Here is a 15,214-nt window from a genome sequence, read left to right as displayed (position 1 = left end):
GAGAAATAGAATGTTCAAATTAAGGCAGAAAAATGGCACGTAAAAACCAAAAAGCGCCATGGGAACCAGAAGAAGAGATCATCTGGGTAAGTAAAACCGAGATGAAACGTGACATGGAAGAGTTACAGAAGCTGGGTGAAGAGCTCGTAAACCTGAAACCGTCAGTGTTAGAGAAATTTCCGCTGAGTGAAGAACTTGCGGATGCAATTAAAGATGCACAGCGCTTTAAGAACGAAGCACGTCGTCGCCAACTGCAATTCATCGGCAAGCTGATGCGCCATGAAGATCCAGAACCGATCCAAGCGGCGTTGGATAAAGTCCGTAACAAGCACTCGCAGCACACTGCAGTACTGCACAAGCTTGAGCAATTACGTGACCGTGTGGTTGAAGAAGGTGATAAAGCTATCGCAGATGTGCTCGATCTTTACCCAGAAGCCGATCGTCAGCGTTTACGCCAACTTGCTCGCCAAGCTTCAAAAGAGAAAGCAGCAGGAAAACCAGCGAAAGCTTACCGTGAAATCTTCCAAGTGCTAAAAGAGCTCAATGACGAAGAGTATTAAGCGATAAACAAAAAAGGTTGATGAGGATTCATCAACCTTATTTTTATTCACCCGCTCTAACAAAATCACTCAGCAGTGTATTTGTGTGGCTAGATATCAGTTGCTCAATGCCTGCCGACACTTCCACTCGCCCACCCGCCACAAAGGCAAAATGTGAAGCTATCGCCCTAGCGTCACTAATATGATGCGTAACCATCAATACCGTAATATCACGCTCTTTGGCCAAACGCTGAACTAAGGTCAGCATTTCTTCACGTAGAATAGGATCCAACGCGGAGAATGGCTCATCGAGCAACCATACCGGATGAGGCTGTACAAAGCATCGAGCCAAAGCGACACGCTGCCGCTGGCCGCCAGAAAGCTGCTCAGGCAAACGATCCAGATACTCGGCAACACCAACTTGATTAGCGGCTTCCTCGACCTGCCTCTGCTGCGAGTCATTGAGTTTTAGCCCAGGGTGCAAACCCAAGCCAATGTTTTCACGCACGGTGAGGTGGGCAAACAAATTGTGCTCCTGGAACAGCATCGCAAACGGACGCTGATGGGGCTCTTTCCCTACGACCTCACTTCCGCTGGCCGAAATACTGCCTTGCTCAGGCTCAATAAAGCCAGCAACTAGTGCCAATAAAGTGGATTTCCCTGCCCCACTCGGCCCCATTAAAGCAACAATCTGCCCTTGTTCAATACTCAGGTCAAAATGAAACAGCTCACTATGGTAATAGTAACGGACATCACTTAGCGTCAGCATAAGTCACCTTTGAATTCGCTTTAAATAGAGTTTCGATCAACGTAAAACAGCCGACACTGAGAGCCAGCAAGGTCACAGAAACCACCGCGGCGGCGTCCATCTGATAACTGCCCAATAGCTGGAAAAGGTATAGAGGCAAGGTTCGAAATTCTTGGCTACCAAACAAGGCAATCGCGCTCAAGTCACCGATGGCAAACATAAAACTGATCGCAAAAGCATGAGCCATCGGCTTTTTCAACGCTCGCCACTCCACCACTTTCAGTCGTTGCCAGCCTTTCATGCCTAAACTTGCACACACATATTGGTATTGTTGCTCGATTTGCAACATCGGCTGTGACAGTGTTTTGATCACGTACGGTAAGCCCATTAAGCCATTCACGGCGACCACCACAACAAAAGCCAAGCTGAACACGTCGGTCATTGAACGAAGCAACAAGAACAACCCTGTCGAAATCACCAAACCTGGCGTGACCAAAATAATAGTCCCTATTAGCTCGATTTGATCCGCTCGTTTTTCATGAAAGTTCAATCTCAAGCGACGGCTAGAGATCAAAATGCCAATGCCAGCCAGCAATGCAAACACACTCGCCAGCGTCGCTACTTTGAGTGATGCCCATAAGGCAGACCAAAAACGGACATCAGAAAAAACCGCCAGTACTTGGCTGTTCAAACCACTTAAGATCACCATTAATAGTGGTGGTAGAACCAACAGCGCACTAAAGCCTATCCACCCCCAATCCCAAAACTTGGATTTGGCAGAATCGTTGGTTAAGTAAATCTTCGACGATGTGCTACCCGCACTGACAGACACGGGTTTTGCTAAACGCTGAATTGTCAGCGCCATTAAGCCACAAAGCAGCATTTGCCAAATAGCCAGCAGAGCTCCAGCCTGTAAGTCAAAATCAAATTTGATCGCCTGATAGATTGCCAGCTCAATGGTGGTCGATTTCGGCCCACCACCTAACGCCATCACCGTGGCAAAACTGGTAAAGCAAAGCATGAACACCAACCCACAAACATGCGCCAGTTGCTGTTTTAAACGCGGCCATTCGACCCACTTAAACTTTTGCCAATGCCCCATACCTAGGTGAGCACACAGCTTATGCTGTTCTGCTGGGATGGTTTCCAGTGACTGCAGCAACAATCGGGTCGCATAGGGGAGGTTAAAAAACACGTGCGCCAACAAAATGCCATTCAGCCCATAAATGGAGAATGGCAGTTGGCTGTCTAATGCTTCTAAAAGCTGAGCAAGTAGACCACGGTTACCGTAAATCGCCAGCAAACCAAATACGCCCACCAAAACGGGTAGCACCAGTGTCGTCGCAAACAGTTTTAGCAACAGCCTTTTACCAGGAAAACTTCGACGCGAGAAAGCATGCGCGACAGGAATAGCCAAGCCGACGCTCAATACGGTCGATAAAAACGATTGATAAAAACTGAATTTCGTTACGTGGCGGTAATATGGGTCTTGCCATACTTGCAGCACGTTTAAAGAGGGAGCTTCAATAAACAGAGCCCCCAAGGCAGAAACAACAAAGGTCGCGATAATGATCGCGACCCAAATGCCTATTTTAGGAGTCTTGCGCAAAACAGTACCTTAGAAGGTCAGAGCACTTTGCCACTCACGGATCCATGTTTTGCGGCTCTCGGCAACTTCATCAGCACTAAAACTCAACGCTTTGCTTGGAACCGTCAGAGTGTCAAAACCTTTTGGCAGGGCAACATCCGTCACTGGGTACATCCAGTTTCCGGTTGGCATGACCGACTGGAATTCATCACTTAAAATAAAGCTCATAAACTCATCGGCCAGCGCTTCATTTTTTGAGCCTTTCACCTTCGCCGCCACTTCAACCTGAGTGTAGTGCCCCTCCGCAAAATCCGCCGCTGCAAATTTCGCGTCTTGCTCTGCAATCAAATGGTACGCAGGAGAAGTCGTGTAAGAAAGCACGAGATCCGACTCACCCTCTAAGAACATAGAGTATGCTTCAGACCAGCCTTTGGTTACCGTCACGGTTTTCTTCGCTAACTGTTTCCACGCTTGAGGGGCATCATCACCGTAAACAGACTTCATCCATAGCATCAAGCCTTGACCAGGCGTCGACGTTCGCGGATCTTGGTAAATCACTTTAAGATCATCGCGTGATTCAACCAGCTCTTTGAGGCTTTTCGGTGGGTTGGCTAGGGTTTCTTTGTTGTAGACAAAAGCAAAGTAGCCAAAGTCATACGGCACAAATGTCGCATCATTCCAACCGCCTGGGAGCGTAACGTTGGCAGTGTCAACTTTGTGCTCTGTAAGCAGGCCGGTTTTCTTTGCTTCCGCCATCAGATTGTTGTCGAGGCCGAGTACGATGTCCGCTTTGCTGTTGTCACCTTCCAAACGCAGGCGGTTCAAGATAGAGACACCGTCATCAAGCGCGACAAAATTAACGTCGCAACCGCACTTTGCTTCGAATGCTTTTTCCACTTTAGGGCCCGGGCCCCAATCAGCAGCAAAAGAATCGTAGGTATAAACGGTTAAGGTGTTGTCAGCCGCCACAGCCGAGAATGAAGTTAAGGTCGCAATTGCTAAGGTGCTTAGAGTGGTTTTCACTGCTCGCTCTCTCCTTGTTGAGCGGCACAGGCTTGAGGGACGGGGAGAATTCGTGTCCAAACTCAATTCCTACGCCAGCATTATCTGGTTCAGGTACACGGGTCCCGAGCTTGCGCTCGATCTCAGCTGATCCCTATTGATAGGATGAATAGCGCCCCGATGAGTATCGGCAAAATTGTAATCGTTATGTCATCTGATAGCTAGCGTTAACCACGCTGATCATAGCCCCAACGCGGCACTAAACCTTGTGCAACACCAAGGTGATCCAGAATACGGGCTACCATAAAGTCCACTAGATCTTCGATTGATTGAGGTTGATGATAAAAGCCTGGAGCGGCTGGCATGATCGTCACGCCCATTTGCGACAACTTATGCATATTTTCGAGGTGCAGCGTTGAAAATGGCGTTTCACGCACCACCAGCAATAATTGCCCGCGTTCTTTCATTACGACATCGGCAGCGCGCTCAATCAAGTTGTCAGACATACCATGCGCAATCGCCGCCACACTGCCAGCAGAACATGGGCACACCACCATTTGCTTAGGTGCCGCAGAACCCGAAGCGACTGGCGAAAACCAATCATCTTTACCACACACCGTAAGTTTCTCAGGATCGCAGTTCAGGTGCTCCACCAACACTGCTTTGGCAGCATCAGGATTACCAGGTAGCTTTAAACCATGCTCGGTGGCCAATACCACTCGCGCGGCAGATGAAATCAGTAAGTAGACCTGATAATCAGCAGCTAAAAGGCATTCCAATAAACGTAATCCATAGGGCGCACCTGATGCGCCCGTAAATGCCAAAGTAATGGCTTTTTGTTTATCACTCATGTTTCTACACTAATTTACTCTGCTAATTTTGCCAGTAGCTTGCCGTGAATACCTTCAAAGCCACCATTGCTCATGATCAGGATCTGATCACCTGGTTGAGCTTCCGCGACGATTTTAGCCACCAACTCATCGACACAGCCCGAGACTTGTGCTGGTTGATGACACGTTTTCGCCACCGCTTCAACCGACCAGTCAATCGTTTCCGGCTGATACAAAAATACTTGGTCAGCCGCATGCAACGACTCAGCCAAGGTGTCTTTGTGCACACCGCGCTTCATCGTGGCACTGCGCGGTTCTAAGACCGCAAGAATACGCTTGTCGCCCACTTTGTTGCGTAAGCCGCCTAGCGTCAATTCAATCGCCGTTGGGTGATGCGCAAAGTCGTCATAGACCGTCACGCCATTCACCTCACCCTTGTGCTCTAAGCGACGTTTGGTATTAATAAATGTTGCCAGTGATTCACACGCTAAGTCTGGTGTCACCCCAACGTGACGCGCAGCCGCAATCGCCATCAACGCGTTATCGACGTTGTGATCGCCGACCAGATCCCACTTCACAGTACCCACTTCCTCGCCTTGGAAGCGCACTTTAAATTGCGAGCCATCTAGGATCAGTTTTTCCGCTTGCCAATCGCCTTGTTCACCACTGAACTCCGTTTCACTCCAGCAACCACGCTTTAGCACATCGTCAATTGCCGTATCTTGCTTGGGCGCTAATATTCGACCATTGCCCGGCACTGTGCGTACTAAATGGTGGAATTGGCGCTTGATCGCTTCCAGATCATCGAAGATGTCCGCATGATCAAATTCTAAGTTGTTCATCACTAATGTGCGTGGATGGTAATGAACAAACTTAGAACGCTTATCGAAAAAAGCACTGTCGTATTCGTCTGCTTCCACTACGAAGAACATGCTTTCGCCAAGTCGTGCCGACAGGCCAAAGTTACCCAGCACACCACCAACAAGGAAACCTGGCTTGTAACCGCAATCTTCTAAGATCCACGCTAACATACTTGAAGTGGTTGTTTTGCCATGGGTTCCCGATACCGCCAATACCCAGCGGTCATGCAGTAGAAACTCTTGTAGCCATTGCGGGCCAGAGGTATAACGAAGGTTAGTATTCAGAACATGCTCAACACACGGGTTGCCGCGACTCATCGCGTTGCCAATCACCACCAGATCAGGCGCGGGATCGAGTTGAGAAGGGTCAAAGCCTTCTATTATTTCAATACCTTGAGACTCAAGCAGCGTACTCATTGGTGGGTACACATTGGCATCACTGCCTGTCACTTTGTGTCCGAGCTGTCGTGCTAAAATCGCTGCGCCACCCATAAATGTGCCGCAAATCCCTAAGATATGAATATGCATAAACTGACCCTATCGCAGGCAAAAAATTATCTGGTCATTATGGCGTTAACGCACTGAAAAGCGAACTACTTTGATCAGTTCGTGACCTTTAACCCACTAAGTGTTCATTCCTTACCCATTGAGTACTTTTGGCTTTCTCAAATGAAACAAGCTGTAAGGTCGACAAATAAATTGAGATCTCAAGCAGTTAGTTCATTACCAATAAAAAGATTCGGCTTTTAAAATAGCAGCTGGCGACAACTAAGATCCGAGAGAGATCCCAAACGCCAACTCCCCCTATATTTTGAAGCGACTTTTAAGGAAACATCATGTCTGGAATGCGCACCCTTGGCGAGTTCATTGTTGAGAAACAAGCAGACTTCCCCCATGCAGGCGGTGACTTATCATCCCTACTTTCTTCCATTCGTCTTGCAGCTAAAATCGTAAACCGCGAAATCAACGCCGCGGGTCTTGGCGATATTACTGGTGCTGTAGGTACTGAAAATGTGCAGGGTGAAGCTCAACAGAAGTTGGATGTTTACGCCAACGACAAATTTAAAGCGGCGCTAGAAGCACGTGACCAGGTATGTGGTGTTGCGAGTGAAGAAGAAGACGAAGCAGTAGCGTTTAGCAAAGAGCTTAATAAGAACGCGAAATACGTCGTACTTATGGATCCTCTTGATGGTTCTTCAAACATTGACGTGAACGTCTCTGTAGGTACTATTTTCTCTATCTACCGTCGTGTATCTCCAATTGGCACGCCTCCTACAGAAGAAGATTTCTTGCAGCCAGGCCACAAACAAGTTGCGGCAGGCTACGTTATTTACGGTTCGTCGACCATGCTGGTTTACACCACAGGTAACGGCGTTAACGGCTTCACTTACGATCCATCGCTAGGCACCTTCTGCCTATCTCACGAGAATATGATGATTCCTGAAGACGGAAACATTTACTCGATCAACGAAGGTAACTACATTCGCTTCCCACAAGGTGTGAAAAAGTACATCAAGTACTGCCAAGAAAGCGCACCTGAAGAAAACCGTCCATACACGTCACGTTATATCGGCTCTTTGGTAGCGGATTTCCACCGCAACCTACTGAAAGGCGGCATCTACTTATACCCAAGCACAGAAAGCAACCCTAACGGTAAACTGCGCTTGTTGTATGAGTGCAACCCAATGGCGTTCATTATTGAACAAGCTGGCGGTGTCGCATCAGACGGTATTAACCGCATTATGGACTTAGAGCCACAAGAGCTTCACCAACGTGTCCCATTCTTTGTCGGTTCAAAGAATATGGTGAAGAAAGTGGAACAGTTCTTAGAGCTTAACCGCGAAGAACAATAACCAGTTCGATACCCAAAAAGGCGCTTTAACAGCGCCTTTTTCACATTTCTTGAACTCAATCTAACCTTTCTCGTTTACATAAAACCGAGTTTAGCAGTAAGGTATTTTGGTTAAAATTTCAGCCCATCATTCCGTATTGGGTACAATACAAAAAAGGAACTTTCTCAATGAGCTTAAACAACGTACCAGCAGGCAAATCACTTCCAGATGATATTTATGTCGTTATCGAAATTCCTGCTAACGCTGATCCAATCAAGTACGAAGTAGACAAAGATTCAGGTGCTGTGTTTGTAGACCGTTTTATGTCTGCGCCAATGTTCTACCCATGTAACTACGGTTACGTTAACCACACGCTTTCTTTGGACGGTGACCCGGTAGACGTATTGGTACCGACACCGCATCCTCTACAGCCAGGTTCTGTAATTCGTTGCCGCCCTGTCGGTGTGCTAAAAATGACGGATGAGTCCGGTGAAGATGCCAAAGTGGTTGCCGTTCCGCACACTAAACTGACTAAAGAATACGACCACATTAATGACGTCAATGACCTGCCAGAACTGTTAAAAGCGCAAATCACGCATTTCTTCGAGCGTTACAAAGAGCTTGAGTCTGGTAAGTGGGTAAAAGTTGATGGTTGGGAAGATGCGGAGTCAGCACGCAAAGAGATTTTAGAGTCGTACGAACGCGCGCAAAAATAATCGATTCCCCGAATTTGAATAGTAAAAGGGCCAGCATAAAATCGCTGGCCCTTTCTTTTTTAGTTAGACTCTCTGGCACCAATCGCCGGATGACAGCAACACATCCAATTGGCTGGTATCTTGGTAAAGATAAATCCACGCACGGCCAAAGGGCGTATCAATTTGCTGTTCTCGGCGATACTCGATAGGCACATCTTCCAGTTTATCAATTCGCGCCAACATCTCGTCATCAAGCAGATATACCTCACCTTGAATAGAGCTATGCCCTTCAACAACGGCAGGATGACCGCTTAAATCATACAAAGCGTATTCGGGCGCCGTTTCATGACTGCCCAGAAATTCCGCGCTCTCGAGGAATGCTTGATTGCTTTCGCCTTTACGTAGCGTGCCGTAAACAAATAATAAATGTTGCATAGCCTTCCTTGCTCTTTCACCAATCAGAGTTAATGAGTGCCGTTAGTCAAACTCAAACTGATAGAGTATATCGACCGCGCTGCTCACCCCAGTAACGACTTCAAGATAGAGGTCTTTCATGAGTCGGTAACGTACCGTAAATTCGCCAACCGAGTCAAAGATGCCGACCCCATACTTCACCTGTAACCCTGGAAGTATATAACCGCTTACCGTGACTTGTGAGTCATCTCCCGAGCCGGCGGTATCCACTTGCAGATCTTGCACACCAAATGCTTCACCGATGGCCCCGACCACACGACCACTCTTCGCTAAGCTTAGTCCAATCAACGCGGTAGTCATCGAGTTACCACTCGACTCCGCATCAATATCCTGACCTCTTAATAGATAGGATAGAGCATTGGCTTGAGGCATGGCAGGTTCAGAGAAAATCGTCACGCTTGGGTCCGTAGCTGGCCCCGTCACTTTCACCCCTGCGATCACATCATCTTGCGTGTTTTCTGGGTTTCGGATCGCCGAGATCTGCACGTATGGAAGGTCAACCGGACCACTCATCAAGATCTTACCTTCTTGAATGCGCAGATCTTGCCCGAATGAACGGTAGGAACCATCGACAATATTAACGTCACCCACAACGTACGGGGCTTTGTCTTTCTGCGTGACATTCAAGTTACCAATGAGCCCACCTTCAAGACCAAACGCGGATAATTTAAAGTCATCACCAATCTTGATATTGATGTCAGTCTCAACTTCAAATGGAATCGATTTACTCTCATCGACGGGCTTTAATTCCTCATCAAGCAAGACTAAGTCTGATGAAACCCCAGTTGCGCTTGGTGGTAACTCCTCGACCACAATGCGCCCCCAAGGTAAATCGATATTACCTTCAATTTTAGCCAGTTTTGGAGAGACGTTGATTGTCATGTCTGGCACCACTTTAATGTCGACCATTGGCGGCATTTCAACGCGCAGCTCTTGGGCAAAGACGCGCAGCTTGGTCTTCCAGTCTGTCAGATCTTGCCAGTCTGCGTCACCCGCCAAATTTAACGTCCCATCAGGCGTATTGAGCGCCGCCTGTAGATCGGCCTGATAGCCTTTGAAAGCTACCGTTAATTGACCTGAGTCGACTTGCACAGGCGAAATCTCACCCTTCAACTGCATATTGTCGATGAGTAACTCGCCGTTAGCCTGTGGGTGTAATACCGGACCATTTAGCGCTAACTCCGTCGAAATATTGGATTTGAGCTCGCTGTAGTCCCCCACCAGCGGCGCAAGAAAGTCGAGATTAAACGTGGTGAGTTTCAACTTTGCGTCCAGCATTTGCTCTTGGCTAAGCACATCTGGAATCGTCGCTTGACCAGAAAAATCACCGTTGTCCGTAACCGCAACCAGCCAGCTAGCATCCAATCGATCACCGGCTAGGTTTGCGTCTAGCGTGATGTTGTCCCAGCCGATATCGATAGGCTGAGCCAGTTGCTGTGAAACCCCGCCTGCTGGCAGTCTCAGTTCCACCTTGGCTTGTGGTGATGCGTCTGGCGCCCACTTGGCCCACACATTCGCATTGGCTTCACCGTGCAATTCGGTCTCTTTAGGTACAAACGCGGCTATCTGTGAAAAGTTGAATTGATTGACACTTAGGCGTGCTTCGCCACTTTCACCCACTTTAATGTTTTCTTCTAAACACACTGACGAGTCTTGCTGCAACCAACAATGTGCGGCGACACTCACTAGCTGAGTCGCCATATCAAAGCCCAATTGTGTCGGCTGGTTCAAACGCCACTCACCTTGCTTAGACGTGATCAGCATTCGCTCCAATTGCCCTGCCCATCGGTAATTGGGTTGCTCATTCAAACCACCATTCAGCGCTAAACTGGTAGAGGCGATGTTAGAATCTACGTCCAAAGTCAGACTGTGAGCAGCCTGGTTACCTGACACGTTTAGCACTACATCTTCAACGCGATAATCTTGGTAAACACCTCCGTTGACCTTAAGTGTGAGGTTGCCTTTCGGTTTCGGCAGTGGTGTTACCTCACCCGTTAAAGTCACGTGCTGGACTTGGGCTTGCTGCTGGAAATCGATCGAGTCCACGTCTAACGCCAGTTTGACGTTTGGCTCTTTCATCGGCCCTCGGAGCACGACATCACCGATCGCTTTGCCAGATAGATCAGGCACAGACTTAGCCAAATTCGGTAAATCAAGCGACAACGACATACGCCATTCATCCGTCAGCTTACCTTTCGCTTCAATGCTGTTTGGCCCATGCGCCAGCATTAAGCTCGGCGTGTCGACTCGGAATCGGCCTTTACCGGTCACATCCGAAGCATCCAACTGACCTTCAATGTGCAATGGGTAGTCACGCAGTACACCATCAATATCCAGCTTACTGACTGCGACTTTCCAGCCACCTTGCTTGGTCAGCGCGCCTGTGGTTGAAATATCCCCACTCACTTTACCTTCGGCTTCTGGCCATTGTAGACCGGGCTGAATGTCTTGCAGTGATAAATTAGCCGCCCAGTTAATTGGCTGCTTCCAGTTAACCAGTACATCACCAACCGCGCTTCCGCCTAACGTCTTCAGGTTAAGCGAGCTGAGTTCAATCTGCTCTAAATTCCCCTTACCTTTCACCGCTAAATCTAAATCCGGAAGGTCTTTCCCTTTCAGCTCAGAATCCAAACTTAAGCTGTACCCTTTCAAAGAGCCTTTGGTTACTAGCTTATCGACCTTGACGAAGTAATCTCCTTTGCCAACCAGAGGCCATTGCGCCTTGGTTTTTCTCAGGTCGATGTCAAAGGGTAAATCAGGATCTAACAAGGCTAACTGCGCTTTAAGATCGGCTTGCGCTGGCCCACTGAGCTGCGCTTTTAGGCCAAGGTCGGCCACACTGCCTTGCGCTGAAAGTACGATTTTTTGCCCTTTCGCCATGTCATCTTTAACCAGCGCATCAAGGTTTAACGTCAGTGGATACCCTTCTTTTAGAGTCACTTGCGCATCTAATTTGCCTTGTGCTTGCGGCATGTCTAACTCAAGTACAGGCACAGAAACATCCGACCCTAAAGCTGTTGCCTCTACCGCCAAGTGATGCACAACAAGTGGCGATTCTTGCTTAAGTTGGAAGTTATGCACGTCCAAACGAACCACTTCCACTTGCAGTGGCAAGTCAACGTCGGGCAACGCTATTGGCTGTGGCTCTGTGGAGGTGGGTTCTGGTTGTGGTTTTTCTTGGTCGGTTTGAGAGTCGGCGAGCGCAATATTGATGTCTTTGAGTTCCGTTTTTCTCACGCGTAGGCGGTTACCTTCAAAACTCAGCCCCGTGGTAAAACTTTGCCAATCGATCTGATTGCCAAGAATATTCAAATCAATATTCGTCAGCGCAACACGAGATATTTTCACCGGGATCGGGGTTGTGATTTTCCCGACTGGTGCCGATTCTTCTTCCTTCACTTCCGGCTCTGATGAGGTTTCTTGCAGAGCGAAGGTTAAACCATCAATAGCAATCTCATCGATACACACGCTCGGCTCAGTAAAGCAGGTATGATTAATCGCCAGAGTTAACTCATCAACCTTGGTGTCTATTGCTAGATCTTGATCAGCAAACTCGACGTTTTTTAATGTGAATCTTGGAAACAGTGCACCACTGTATGAGCCTACTTTTAACTGAGGAACAAATGTCTCACCGGCCCACAAAGCCAGACCCAAACCAGGTCGCGTAAATAACAGAAAGCTCACTGCAAGTAGCAGCGTCAGCAGAATACCAAGTAGCGATAACGACAACCATTTCGACCACTTTAATACCACTTTGGTCATAGTTCAGGCCCCAAGGTAAAGTGAATTTTAAACTCATCGACGGGTTCTTCATCAAGCCCCCACGCGATGTCTAAGCGAATCGGTCCAACGGGTGAAGCCCAGCGTACCCCAGCACCGGTACCGCGTTTGAAATCTGGTGTGTCATTAAACGCATCACCATAATCGTAAAAGAGCGCTCCCCACCAATCGCCATAGACGCGGTATTGGTATTCAAGGGACGTCGTCAACATGTATTTCGCACCAGTTAATGCGCCACTCTCATCGCGTGGTGAGATAGACTCATAGCCATAACCCCGAAGGTTATTGTCACCACCTGCGAAGAAACGCAAAGACGGCGACAGTTTTTCGTACTCTTCAGCAAAGTTCGCCGCGCCGTCAATACGGAAAATACCGCGGTGATTTTCACCCGCGCTGCGAACCCATGTCATGCCCCCTAGCAGACGCGTCACTCGTGTCTCGGACAATGCCCCTGGATCACCGTATTCGATTGTGAGGTTCTGGCTGTCTCCCCAAGTCGGCATTGCGCCGCCGCGGATACGGCTACGCGAAAATGAAATGCCCCCGAGTAGGAACTGAGAACTGTCATCTTGCAAACCTTGTTCATAGTTTTCCAGTAGATAGCGAATAAACACGGTGCGAATCCAGCCATTATCCAAACGCTGACTTCGGCCTACCGAAAGGTTGGACTCCAAGCTTTTCGTATCGCGCTTATCCACATTTTTCAGGCCGTAGTTAATGCTGTAGTAGTCGTTGAGCACATCGGTTTTGGGAATCCGGTAACTGGCCGTCACCGTCTGCTCCGGTTGAGAAAGCTCTAGGCTGCTATTAAAGCTGTGTCCGCGGCTATGCACCCACGGTTTTTTCCATTTTAGAGAACCACGAACACCCACATCGGTTGAATAGCCCAAACCAGTTTCAAGCTGGTTACGCGCTTGAGGCGCAAGAGACACTTTGACTGGTAGCTCTCGCCCTTCTCCCAAATAAGACAAATCAGGCTCGACCAGCACCGATGAAAACCAGTCGGTGTTAGAGAGGTTCTGATTATACTCACTCACCTTCGAGACACGGTACGGTTCGCCCTGTTTGAAAGGCGCGAGCGATTCCACGCGTTCGAGTTTAATTTGACTGCCGGTGATCTGATTCTCACCAAAGTGGTAGCGGATACCACTGTCGAAATGCAATCGAATAAAGGCCTGATTGAGTTCTGGAGAGACTTCTAAGCGCGTTAAAGTGTAGGTGCCGTCAAAATAACCCTTCTGCAAGGCTAGATTACGCATTTTGGACTTTAACGCATCATAATCACCGTGATTCAGACGCTTGCCATTTTCTAGGCCGCTGTTTTTAACCAGCAGAATGAAATCCACATCATCCTTCGCCTCACCTGTGACCTGAATATCCACTTCTTTGATGATGACAGGGTTGCCTCGGTTGACCGTTACTATCAGTTCACTGTCGTCTTCAGCAACGTCAAAGCGGAAGGTTGGATGGTAATACCCCAGCGCATTGAGCGCTTCGGTAAGCGATCTCTGAACCCTTGCCTGGAAGCGTAGATCGGTTCGATAGTCTTCTTCAGGGATGGATGATAAAAAAGCCTTTGCGTTATCTTCCACACTACCTTTTAGGCCTTTGATTGTCAGATCAACGTTTTTGCCATGAGCTAACATTGGAGAAAGTAAAAACGCCATCAAAAGTGGTAATGGTTTTCGTAACATGCTTAATTATCTATCTGAATCTGGTTACGGAATAATAACGTTTGAAAATCAAGAAGTCTGTATGAAAACGGCCAAATAAACGGTCTGTACAAAAAATAAATCATCAAGGAATTTTAAGATGCTCAACAAACAAAACATGGTATCCCAAGAAGACGCTTTACCCGGACGCGACAATGCAATGCCAGTGGATGACACACATTTTGTCAACCAATCCAGCCTGACTGCGGAACCAGCTCCAGGTCAGGAAAAAATTCTATTCGGCTTAGGTTGCTTTTGGGGAGCAGAAAGACTCTTTTGGCAACTCGAAGGGGTGGTGAGTACCTCGGTTGGCTATGCGGGGGGCTATACCCCAAACCCGACCTATGAGGAAGTATGTACAGGGAAAACAGGCCATACTGAAGTAGTGCGAGTGGTTTTTGACCCTGCTGTGATCAGCCTTGAAGAACTGCTCAAAACGTTTTGGGAGAAGCACGACCCGACACAAGGAATGCGCCAAGGTAATGATTTGGGTACCCAATACCGTTCAGCCATTTATGTCTACAGTGATAAGCAGGCTCAAAGCGTAGAAAAGACCAAGCAAGCCTACCAAGCGCTTCTGGGCGGTACGCCAATTACTACCGAGACCCTACCCGCTGGGCCGTATTATTATGCGGAAAACTACCACCAGCAGTATCTTGCTAAAAATCCTGATGGTTACTGTGGTCTAGGAGGCACTGGCATCTGCTTCCCACCAAATAGCTAAAATGGAAAAGTCGCCGATAAGGCGACTTTTTCAACTATTCATATGTATTTAAAGCACTGGCATCATGCTGATAATGCTTTAATTTCTTGGTTAATTTCTTTGTACATAATGAGCTTCTGACGATTACTCACATCAGGTATGAGTACCTTACCATTATCAAAAGAAAACTCCCCGATTCCCTCGATGACAAACTGGCCTTTAAACAAAGTTTTAACAAAACGAGCCACCTGACGTGGTCTATATGCAGTAAATTCGCGCAGCATAAATAACTCCCAAACCTTTGAGTAATAATCTTGCAATTTCGCAAGTGCTCTATTCCTTGAGCTCTGCGGACATTATACCGTACTCTGGCTAAATGTATATTTTTTGTTAACAAAACCACCAAAACAATCACCGTTATCAACCCGCCAGCGACACTTTGCTGAATTTC

General features: G+C 47.9%; 13 protein-coding genes and 1 riboswitch. Of the genes, 4 read left to right on the top strand and 9 right to left on the bottom strand.

Features of this window, described 5'->3' with window-relative positions; translation table 11 throughout:
- Positions 1-32: 32 nt before the first annotated feature.
- Positions 33-560, top strand: a complete 528-nt coding sequence (gene yjgA / locus VNE01S_RS12065; protein ID WP_053396352.1) for a ribosome biogenesis factor YjgA — start codon at positions 33-35, stop codon at positions 558-560.
- A gap of 43 nt (positions 561-603) precedes the next feature.
- Here yjgA and thiQ read toward each other — a convergent pair whose 3' ends face one another.
- The 5 genes from thiQ to mpl all read right to left on the bottom strand — a co-directional run bounded on the left by thiQ (position 604) and on the right by mpl (position 6,095).
- The gene (gene thiQ, locus VNE01S_RS12060) at positions 604-1,308 is read right to left on the bottom strand and encodes a thiamine ABC transporter ATP-binding protein (protein WP_053396351.1); all 705 of its coding nucleotides are present in this window, start codon (positions 1,306-1,308) and stop codon (positions 604-606) included.
- A complete protein-coding gene (gene thiP, locus VNE01S_RS12055; protein WP_053396350.1) occupies positions 1,292-2,896 on the bottom strand; it encodes a thiamine/thiamine pyrophosphate ABC transporter permease ThiP in 1,605 nt (534 codons plus the stop codon). The genes thiQ and thiP overlap by 17 nt, the downstream gene beginning before the upstream one ends.
- Before the next feature lie 9 nt (positions 2,897-2,905).
- Positions 2,906-3,898, bottom strand: a complete 993-nt coding sequence (gene thiB, locus VNE01S_RS12050; protein WP_053396349.1) for a thiamine ABC transporter substrate binding subunit — start codon at positions 3,896-3,898, stop codon at positions 2,906-2,908.
- Positions 3,899-3,947: 49 nt separating this feature from the next.
- Positions 3,948-4,067: riboswitch (TPP riboswitch) on the bottom strand.
- A gap of 37 nt (positions 4,068-4,104) precedes the next feature.
- Positions 4,105-4,728: a flavin prenyltransferase UbiX gene (locus VNE01S_RS12045; RefSeq protein WP_053396348.1), complete on the bottom strand. Its 624-nt coding sequence runs from the start codon at positions 4,726-4,728 to the stop codon at positions 4,105-4,107.
- 14 nt (positions 4,729-4,742) lie between these two features.
- Positions 4,743-6,095: a UDP-N-acetylmuramate:L-alanyl-gamma-D-glutamyl-meso-diaminopimelate ligase gene (gene mpl / locus VNE01S_RS12040; protein WP_053396347.1), complete on the bottom strand. Its 1,353-nt coding sequence runs from the start codon at positions 6,093-6,095 to the stop codon at positions 4,743-4,745.
- A gap of 308 nt (positions 6,096-6,403) precedes the next feature.
- Here mpl and fbp point away from each other — a divergent pair, with 308 nt between their 5' ends.
- Both fbp and ppa read left to right on the top strand, forming a co-directional pair.
- A complete protein-coding gene (gene fbp, locus VNE01S_RS12035; RefSeq protein WP_053396346.1) occupies positions 6,404-7,420 on the top strand; it encodes a class 1 fructose-bisphosphatase in 1,017 nt (338 codons plus the stop codon).
- 167 nt (positions 7,421-7,587) lie between these two features.
- On the top strand, positions 7,588-8,115 hold the full coding sequence (ppa, locus tag VNE01S_RS12030) for an inorganic diphosphatase (RefSeq protein ID WP_053396345.1): 528 nt from the start codon (positions 7,588-7,590) through the stop codon (positions 8,113-8,115).
- Between the two features lie 63 nt (positions 8,116-8,178).
- Here the strand turns inward: ppa and VNE01S_RS12025 are convergent, their stop codons facing one another.
- The 3 genes from VNE01S_RS12025 to tamA are packed head-to-tail and all read right to left on the bottom strand — an operon-like array spanning position 8,179 to position 14,042.
- A complete protein-coding gene (locus VNE01S_RS12025; protein WP_053396344.1) occupies positions 8,179-8,529 on the bottom strand; it encodes a gamma-glutamylcyclotransferase family protein in 351 nt (116 codons plus the stop codon).
- A gap of 42 nt (positions 8,530-8,571) precedes the next feature.
- Positions 8,572-12,330, bottom strand: coding sequence for an autotransporter assembly complex protein TamB (tamB, locus tag VNE01S_RS12020; protein WP_053396343.1), 3,759 nt, complete (start codon positions 12,328-12,330; stop codon positions 8,572-8,574).
- Positions 12,327-14,042 (bottom strand): autotransporter assembly complex protein TamA, encoded by a 1,716-nt coding sequence (tamA, locus tag VNE01S_RS12015; RefSeq protein WP_053396342.1) that lies wholly within the window; start codon positions 14,040-14,042, stop codon positions 12,327-12,329. The genes tamB and tamA overlap by 4 nt, the downstream gene beginning before the upstream one ends.
- A 118-nt stretch (positions 14,043-14,160) precedes the next feature.
- Between tamA and msrA the strand changes: the two genes are divergently transcribed.
- Positions 14,161-14,784, top strand: coding sequence for a peptide-methionine (S)-S-oxide reductase MsrA (gene msrA, locus VNE01S_RS12010; protein WP_053396341.1), 624 nt, complete (start codon positions 14,161-14,163; stop codon positions 14,782-14,784).
- 62 nt (positions 14,785-14,846) lie between these two features.
- Here the strand turns inward: msrA and VNE01S_RS12005 are convergent, their stop codons facing one another.
- Entirely contained in the window at positions 14,847-15,047 is a 201-nt protein-coding gene (locus tag VNE01S_RS12005; RefSeq protein ID WP_053396340.1) for a DUF1107 domain-containing protein, read from the bottom strand.
- Positions 15,048-15,214: the final 167 nt, after the last annotated feature.

It is taken from the genome of Vibrio nereis NBRC 15637 (assembly GCF_001591105.1).
GTDB classification, from domain to species: domain Bacteria; phylum Pseudomonadota; class Gammaproteobacteria; order Enterobacterales; family Vibrionaceae; genus Vibrio; species Vibrio nereis.
Note: the sequence above shows the minus strand (reverse complement) of the source record. Positions and strands in the feature narration are given on the sequence as shown.

Excerpts from the sequence above, each read along its gene's own strand:
- VNE01S_RS12005 (WP_053396340.1), bottom strand. The coding sequence starts at position 15,047 with ATGCTGCGCGAATTTACTGCATATAGACCACGTCAGGTGGCTCGTTTT.
- ppa (WP_053396345.1), top strand. The coding sequence starts at position 7,588 with ATGAGCTTAAACAACGTACCAGCAGGCAAATCACTTCCAGATGATATT.
- thiQ (WP_053396351.1), bottom strand. The coding sequence starts at position 1,308 with ATGCTGACGCTAAGTGATGTCCGTTACTATTACCATAGTGAGCTGTTT.
- VNE01S_RS12025 (WP_053396344.1), bottom strand. The coding sequence starts at position 8,529 with ATGCAACATTTATTATTTGTTTACGGCACGCTACGTAAAGGCGAAAGC.
- yjgA (WP_053396352.1), top strand. The coding sequence starts at position 33 with ATGGCACGTAAAAACCAAAAAGCGCCATGGGAACCAGAAGAAGAGATC.
- fbp (WP_053396346.1), top strand. The coding sequence starts at position 6,404 with ATGTCTGGAATGCGCACCCTTGGCGAGTTCATTGTTGAGAAACAAGCA.
- tamA (WP_053396342.1), bottom strand. The coding sequence starts at position 14,042 with ATGTTACGAAAACCATTACCACTTTTGATGGCGTTTTTACTTTCTCCA.
- VNE01S_RS12045 (WP_053396348.1), bottom strand. The coding sequence starts at position 4,728 with ATGAGTGATAAACAAAAAGCCATTACTTTGGCATTTACGGGCGCATCA.
- mpl (WP_053396347.1), bottom strand. The coding sequence starts at position 6,095 with ATGCATATTCATATCTTAGGGATTTGCGGCACATTTATGGGTGGCGCA.
- tamB (WP_053396343.1), bottom strand. The coding sequence starts at position 12,330 with ATGACCAAAGTGGTATTAAAGTGGTCGAAATGGTTGTCGTTATCGCTA.
- msrA (WP_053396341.1), top strand. The coding sequence starts at position 14,161 with ATGCTCAACAAACAAAACATGGTATCCCAAGAAGACGCTTTACCCGGA.